Origin of the sequence: Ruminococcus sp. CAG:330 (genome assembly GCF_000437175.1) — a bacterium.
Taxonomy (GTDB): domain Bacteria; phylum Bacillota; class Clostridia; order Oscillospirales; family Ruminococcaceae; genus Ruminococcus_C.
Genome location: NZ_FR897975.1, coordinates 1 through 6,603, shown reverse-complemented (window position 1 = coordinate 6,603; position 6,603 = coordinate 1). Strand labels below are relative to the sequence as shown.

Sequence of the window (6,603 nt, the reverse complement as noted above, 5' to 3'; positions counted from 1 at the left end):
CTGCGCTGTGCCAGCCACGCCAGCCATGCCGCAGCTCCGCAAAAACAGAGCACCAGCAGAAGCCGGAGCACCGCCAGACGATTTCGCATGTGTTCCAAAAAAATACCTCCTCTGCAACTGATTACAGAGGAGGTATGTGCTGTTTGGGGGAAATTATGCGTGCTTATTCCAGGACTTCAGAAGCCATTCCCAAAGCGAAGAGGATGATCAAAATGATCAGCATAATGGCAGAGAGAACCGTTCCGATGATGGAACAGATCATGCCGGCAGTCGCAAGACCGGCGCTGTTGCCGGAATTGGGCGTGCCGTAAGGCTGCTGCTGTGTGCTTTTGCGGGAGAGCATGGCAAGGATCAAGCCGGGAATGCCGAAGATCAGACCAAAACCATAGGAACAGGAGGTGGAGATGGAGAGAATGCCCAGAATCAGAGAAACCACTGCCTTGCCGTCTGTTTTGTTTGGCTGCGGCTGCGGATAATAGGACTGCTGTCCATAGGCTTGCTGTCCGGCATTCTGCGCATACGGATCCTGATAGGGCGGCTGCGGAGGCGGTGCGGGCTGCTGATAAGCTGGCTGCTGGTAGGTTTGTTGCTGGTAGGCTTGCTGCTGATTGTATGCGGTATCGTTGCTTTGCACGTAGGGATTGGTGTCCGGTGCAGGCGGCGTTTCCGGATAGGGCGTGTCCATAGGAACCTCAATGGGTTCCGTGGGCGCTGGATTGCCGACGTGCGCACCGCATCTGGAACAGAATTGGGTGCCGTCCGGCAGAAGCTCGCCGCAGGTTTCGCAGGTGATCATAGATGATGTTCTCCTTTCACGTTGTCATTTCTTTCATTACTATAGCATATTTTCTGGCATTTGTCAAACTTTTTCAACACATGCTTATGATAGCCTCCCCTTTCAGGGGGGGCTTATTTGCGGTTTATATAACTAAATCAGCATATTTTTGAAAATGTTCCGGCGGAACGTTTTCAACAGTGCATTCGCAGAGAAAACAGGCGGGATGTCATATGTGTGCAGCTCATCCCTTCTGCTGTTCCTCCTGCTTTTTCAACAGGCGCACATCTGTGCCGACGAACTGCCAGAAGGTATAATTGGTGAACAGGCGGGAGGCGACACGCTCGTCGTACTGGCGGGAGATGCCGTCGTAGTCCAGATTGGTGCTGATGATGGTGGGCTTTTTCCGGTTCATACGGGTGTTGATGATGTTGTACACCATGGACTGGTAGAACTGGGTGTGGAATTCTGTCCCCAGATCGTCTATGATGAGCAGGTCGCAGGACAGGAGCAGGTCCAGCGTGTCGGTATTTCCGTCGCCTCTGCCGAAGTGCTCCTTCTCCACCTGCCGCAGGAAATTGATGGCGGAGTCATACAGGACGCTGTAGCCTTTTTGCAGGACGACGTTGGCGATGGCAAGGGAGAGGTGCGTCTTGCCAAGCCCTGTCTTGCCGAACATGAGGATGCTGGGGGATTCCGAGGTAAACTGGTTGGCATACTCCTGACAGAACAGGAATACCCGTTCCATGGCGGCGTAGCAGCTTCCGCCGGCGGCAGTGCGCTGGTTGCTGTAGTATTTCAGGGAGAACGTGGAGAAGCTGGACAGCTCAAACTGTGCGCTGCGGTTCAGCTCCTCTGTAGCGAGTTTGGCGGCGAGGGAAGTCAGACAGGTGCAGAACTTGGTGCGGCAATAGCCGGTGTCCTGACACTTTTCGCAGGTGTAATGGATCTCCAGATAGTCCGCCGGATAACCGTTCTGCGTCAGAAGCTTTTGCACCATCTGGTGCGCCTGTAGGTTCTGCTTTTGCAGCGCCTCAATTTTGGGACGGGTGTCACCGCCGTCACGGATGATCCGCATGACTTCCATGCTGGTGCGGGCAAGCTGCATATTGATCTCTGAGATTGCAGGGATGCGTGTTTCGATCTCCTGCATGCGCTCCTCGTTCTGCTGTTTTGCGGTGATGCGCCGCTGTGAGATGATTTGCAGAGCACGCTGGATCTGTTCTTCTTTCATACTCATTTTTATTCAACTCCTTGAAAAACACTCATTCGTCCGGATTGCAAACGAGGGACATGTATGCCTGTGCATTGCCGCTCTCGGAAGCGGCGGCTTTTCCCTTGCCGCTGCGGGGGGACTTCGGATCGCCGGCATCTGCCGGACGGTCGTACTTATCCACGTCCTCACGGGTGCGGTATCCCGCCTCCATCCATCTTGTCAGCACACCATTGATGTAGGGGAAGGAGAGTTTCTCGATGTTCTCGATATTTTTCTCATAGGCGTATGTAATCAGCTCTATGGGAATATTCTGCTCCTGCCATGCGTCAATGAACTCCTGCTGCTTGGGGGTTGGCATACGGCGCATCTCGAAAGTCTTTTGGATATGGCCGGTGAAGGTGCGGCGATGCTCCGCCTCTTTGATGACCTCCGAAACCTGAGGAAGCGTCTGGATGCCGTCGTTCCACCAGGCGGTGGCGACGGTCTCAGCATAGGAGACGCTGGGCTTGTCGAGCTTGTCTTTACAATAGGTCAGCACTGTCAAAATGATCTCATTGCCGATGTTGTTATAGTCGTGCATCCACACCAGCGATTTCTGCTCCACGTAGCGCAGCGGTCTGCCCAGCTGCTGCTCCGCAATGTGGAACAGCGTTCTGAGGTCGTCCGAGTCTTTCAGTGCGGTGGCGATCTCCACCGGACTCAGCTCCACATTTCTGGCGCTGGAGAGGGGAACGATCTGGTTGGTGCGGCGTGCGTGGGACTTGGACTCCGCTTTTTCCTTGGTGTGCGACTCCTGCGTGGGGGCAAACAACTCTGTCTGCTGCCAGAACAGCACTGCCTCCTCCGCAAGCTCCCCGGAGATCGTCAGCGCCTGTGCAAGCTCTGCGGTGTCCACCTGCCTGCCGCTGTTCCGGAGCAGATACAGCAGCACTTTTAGCTGTGAGGGAGTCGCAAGCTTGAGGTATTGGTCTACGACAGCGTTCGGGACACCGAACATCTGCCCGAATCCGTTCATGCATATGGTGAGTTCCAAAAAAATTTCCTCCTTTTGCAAAAAAACACTTGACAAATCCGTCGGGTTGTGGTATAATACATGATGTTGTCGCCGACATGTCGGAATTGGCAGACGAGACAGACTCAAAATCTGTTGCAGGCAACTGTGTGTGGGTTCAAGTCCCACTGTCGGCACCAATCTTTTTGGAAAGACCGTGGCTGGAAGTAATTTTCCGGCTGCGGTCTTTTTTGTGTTTATCCTATGCAGACGGCACGGGATTTTTTCCACGGCTTCCGAAAAAATGGGTAGAAAAAAACCCATGCTACATAAGTTGTAACACGGGGATTGATCCGCATTTCCGATCAAAGAAATACTTGGCGTGCCCAGAGGGATTCGAACCCCCGACCTACTGGTTCGTAGCCAGTCACTCTATCCAGCTGAGCTATGGGCACATTTGATTTTGTGGTTTGCTGTGTTGTGTCTCACAACGTTATTTATTATACCACAGCTTTCTTCGGTTGTCAATTATTTTTTCTTGAATTTTGCTGATTTCGAATAAAATAAAGTTTTTTTTTATTTTACTTTATTTTCATTTGCTAATTTCAAAAAATGCAGTGAAAAAGAAAATTGAAACAGTGCTTCGAAAACGAAAAAAGCACTTCGAAGTACTTCGGAGTGCTGATTGTTTCGTTTGTTTTCCGGCAGCCATCTTGTGAATGATGGAAATCAAAGGTAATCTTTGATCAGCGTGATGCAGGACTTGCAGATCTTCTTGTCATTGAAGTCGATCAGATCGTCGGTTCTGGAGCAAAGCGCACAGCAGCACTGTGCCTTCTGAATGATGATCTTCTCACCCTCGGTGTAGATCTGCAAATAGTCGTTACAGTCGATCTGGAGCTGACGGCGCAGTTCCTTCGGCAGGACAAAGCGTCCCAGACTGTCTACCCGACGCATAATTCCTGAATCCTTCATGGTAAAAACACTTCCTTCCCAGTCGCTTCTTTCTGAAAGAACGATTGGATATTTTTAAATTTGCAAGGGAATGCGCATTTTTTTGAAGCGCTCCGTCTTGCTGGCTTCTATTATATGGTATTTGGCGTTTTTTGTCAATCTATGTTTTATGAATTTTTCGCAATATTAGTTTTGCTTATCACAATATAAATATAACTAATAGCTAAAAAGGTTGGTTTTTGAAAAAAATGCTTGACATTCCGGCAGGGATATGGTATAATAATCTACGTTGCTTGTAATTCTGCGGCAATATGATAATATGAGACATTAGCTCAGTCGGTAGAGCATACGCCTTTTAAGCGTAGGGTCGAGGGTTCAAATCCCTCATGTCTCACCAAGAGATCCGTATCACGTGGTTGATACGGATTTTTTGTTATTTGATTGCTTGGGAGGACGTTGCTTGTGAATCAAGAGGAATTATCTCGCCGTGTTTCGACGATTGTGGAGCGTGGCATTGCGCAGGGACAGATCGCAGGTGCCTGCGTTGGCGTTTATCAGAATCAGGAGGAGCTGCTCTGCGAGGCATACGGACTGGCGGACAGGGAGAGCGGGCGTGCTATGCAGACGGATGCACTGTTCCGGATCTTTTCCATGACCAAACCGGTGACGGCTGTGGCGACCATGATGCTGTGGGAACAGGGCGTTCTGGAGCTGCGGGATCCGGTGCACTGGTATATCCCGTCGTTTCGGGACAAGCTGGTGGAACAGGACGGCACACTGGTGCCGGCGCAGGAGGAAATCACCATCCAGCACCTGCTGAACATGACCTCCGGCATTCCGTATCCGGGGTGGGGCAGCGAGTCCCTGCAGCAGATGAGCCGGTTCTATGACGAGATCAGCCGCCGACTGGACACCGACCATCCGGTGGATACGCAGGAGTTCGCTGCACGGGTCGGCGCAGAAGTTCCGCTGCTGTTCCAGCCGGGAGAGAAGTGGTATTATGGCGCTTCCGCCGATATTCTGGGTGCTGTGCTGGAGCGTGCCGCAGACAAACCGCTGGACGAGCTGTATCGAGAACTGATCTTTGCGCCGCTGGGCATGACTGAAACAGACTTCTGGATTCCTGCGGAAAACCGCTCCCGTCTGGCGCAGCTCTATCTGTGGAATGATGAGAAGCAGGCGCTTGCGGTGGAGCCGGATCCTCATATGGGCATGACCGACTATCGCAAAAAGCCGGCGTTTTTTTCCGGCGGTGCCGGACTGGTTTCCACGCTGCATGACTATGCGCAGTTTGCCAACATGCTGGCGGGAAAGGGTGTGCACAAGGCGAGCGGGGCACACCTCATGGGCGAACATACCTGGCGGTATCTGACGACGCCGCAGATGACGGCGGCACAAAAAGCGAACATCGACTGGCCGCAGCTCACGGGTTATTCTTACGGCAACCTCATGCGTGTGCTGGAGAATCCCATTGCCTGCCGCAGCAATGTGCCGGCAGGGGAGTTCGGCTGGGATGGCTGGACGGGGCCGTATTTCTGCGTTTCTCCGTCGGACGGCACTGTGCTGATCTATCTGATTCAGGCGTGCAACGGCAGCAACAGCGACATTGTACGGCGGCTGCGCACGGCAGTGTTTGGCGTGCTCTCCTGAGGAAAGACGGGTGGTTTTGGTGCAGGATGTGACGAGTAATCTAATTTTCAGCCTGAATGCCACTGTGCCGGTCTTCCTCATGATGGTGTTCGGCTGGTGCATGCAGAAGGCGGGACTTCTGGACGAGCACACCACGCAGAAGGTCAATCAGTTTGTGTTTCGGGCGCTGCTTCCGGCGCTGCTGTTTATGGACTTGTCCACGGCGGATTTCCAGAAAGTATGGGACACTAGGTTCGTGCTCTTCTGCTTCTTTGCCACGGCGTGCAGCATCGGCATTGCCTTTCTCTTCTCGCTACTGCATAAAGACCATGCAGAGCGGGGCGAGATCATTCAGGCGGCATACCGCAGCAGTGCGGCGATTCTGGGCATCGCCTTTGTCAAGAACATCTATGGTGAGGCGACCATGGCAGCACTGATGATCGTGGGAACGGTACCGCTTTATAATGTAGCAGCGGTGATCGTGCTCTCACTCACAGCGACGGTGCAGGAGAGCGGGAGCGTGAGCCGGAAGCAGCTGGCAGTGCGCACTGTGAAAAATGTGCTGACCAACCCCATCATTCTGGGCATTGTGGTGGGGCTGCTCTGGTCGGTGCTGAAGATTCCCCAGCCGGTGATTCTGGCAAAATCTGTTTCTTATCTGGGCAACATGGCGACACCGCTCTCGCTCATTGCGCTGGGGGCATCATTTCATGTGCGCAGTGCCAAGGGAAAACTGCCGGTGACGGTGGGAATCTCTGTGATGAAGCTGCTGGCGTTTTGTGCGATTTTCCTGCCGGTTGCAGTGCTGCTGGGATTTCGGGAGGAAAAGCTGGTGGCGATTCTTGTAATGCTGGGCAGCGCCGTGACGGGAAGCTGTTTTGTCATGGCGAAGAACATGGGACACGACGGAACGATTACCGCCTGCGCCGTGATGCTGACCACGCTGCTCAGTGCGCTGACGCTGACCATGTGGCTGTTCGTGCTGAAGAGTATGCAGCTGATATAAGAGCTCGTGTTCATAGGCGTCTATCTACGTCT

At 52.9% G+C, this 6,603-nt stretch carries 6 protein-coding genes and 3 tRNA genes; 4 read left to right on the top strand and 5 right to left on the bottom strand.

Going from position 1 to position 6,603, the window contains the following annotated elements; genetic code table 11:
- Positions 1–163 precede the first annotated feature (163 nt).
- From QZL66_RS00345 to QZL66_RS00335, 3 genes are all read right to left on the bottom strand, one after another.
- Positions 164–796, bottom strand: coding sequence for a DUF4190 domain-containing protein (locus QZL66_RS00345; RefSeq protein ID WP_022409782.1), 633 nt, complete (start codon positions 794–796; stop codon positions 164–166).
- A 223-nt stretch (positions 797–1,019) separates the two neighbouring features.
- The gene (locus QZL66_RS00340) at positions 1,020–2,015 is read right to left on the bottom strand and encodes an ATP-binding protein (protein WP_022409781.1); all 996 of its coding nucleotides are present in this window, start codon (positions 2,013–2,015) and stop codon (positions 1,020–1,022) included.
- A 25-nt stretch (positions 2,016–2,040) separates the two neighbouring features.
- Entirely contained in the window at positions 2,041–3,024 is a 984-nt protein-coding gene (locus QZL66_RS00335; RefSeq protein ID WP_022409780.1) for a DnaD domain protein, read from the bottom strand.
- Positions 3,025–3,095: 71 nt separating this feature from the next.
- Between QZL66_RS00335 and QZL66_RS00330 the strand changes: the two genes are divergently transcribed.
- Positions 3,096–3,182 (top strand) — tRNA-Leu (locus QZL66_RS00330).
- A 178-nt stretch (positions 3,183–3,360) separates the two neighbouring features.
- On the opposite strand, the gene QZL66_RS00325 is transcribed toward QZL66_RS00330, so the two are convergent.
- Together QZL66_RS00325 and QZL66_RS00320 are read right to left on the bottom strand one after the other, a co-directional pair.
- Positions 3,361–3,437, bottom strand: a tRNA-Arg gene (locus tag QZL66_RS00325).
- A 274-nt stretch (positions 3,438–3,711) separates the two neighbouring features.
- Complete coding sequence (locus tag QZL66_RS00320) at positions 3,712–3,957, bottom strand: AbrB/MazE/SpoVT family DNA-binding domain-containing protein (RefSeq protein WP_226944380.1); 246 nt, start codon at positions 3,955–3,957, stop codon at positions 3,712–3,714.
- A gap of 300 nt (positions 3,958–4,257) precedes the next feature.
- Between QZL66_RS00320 and QZL66_RS00315 the strand changes: the two genes are divergently transcribed.
- The 3 genes from QZL66_RS00315 (at position 4,258) to QZL66_RS00305 (ending at position 6,571) form a co-directional block, all read left to right on the top strand.
- A tRNA-Lys gene (locus QZL66_RS00315) sits at positions 4,258–4,333 on the top strand.
- 65 nt (positions 4,334–4,398) lie between these two features.
- The gene (locus QZL66_RS00310; RefSeq protein ID WP_022409778.1) at positions 4,399–5,586 is read left to right on the top strand and encodes a serine hydrolase domain-containing protein; all 1,188 of its coding nucleotides are present in this window, start codon (positions 4,399–4,401) and stop codon (positions 5,584–5,586) included.
- Between the two features lie 10 nt (positions 5,587–5,596).
- On the top strand, positions 5,597–6,571 hold the full coding sequence (locus QZL66_RS00305; RefSeq protein ID WP_022409777.1) for an AEC family transporter: 975 nt from the start codon (positions 5,597–5,599) through the stop codon (positions 6,569–6,571).
- The last annotated feature ends 32 nt before the right edge of the window (positions 6,572–6,603 follow it).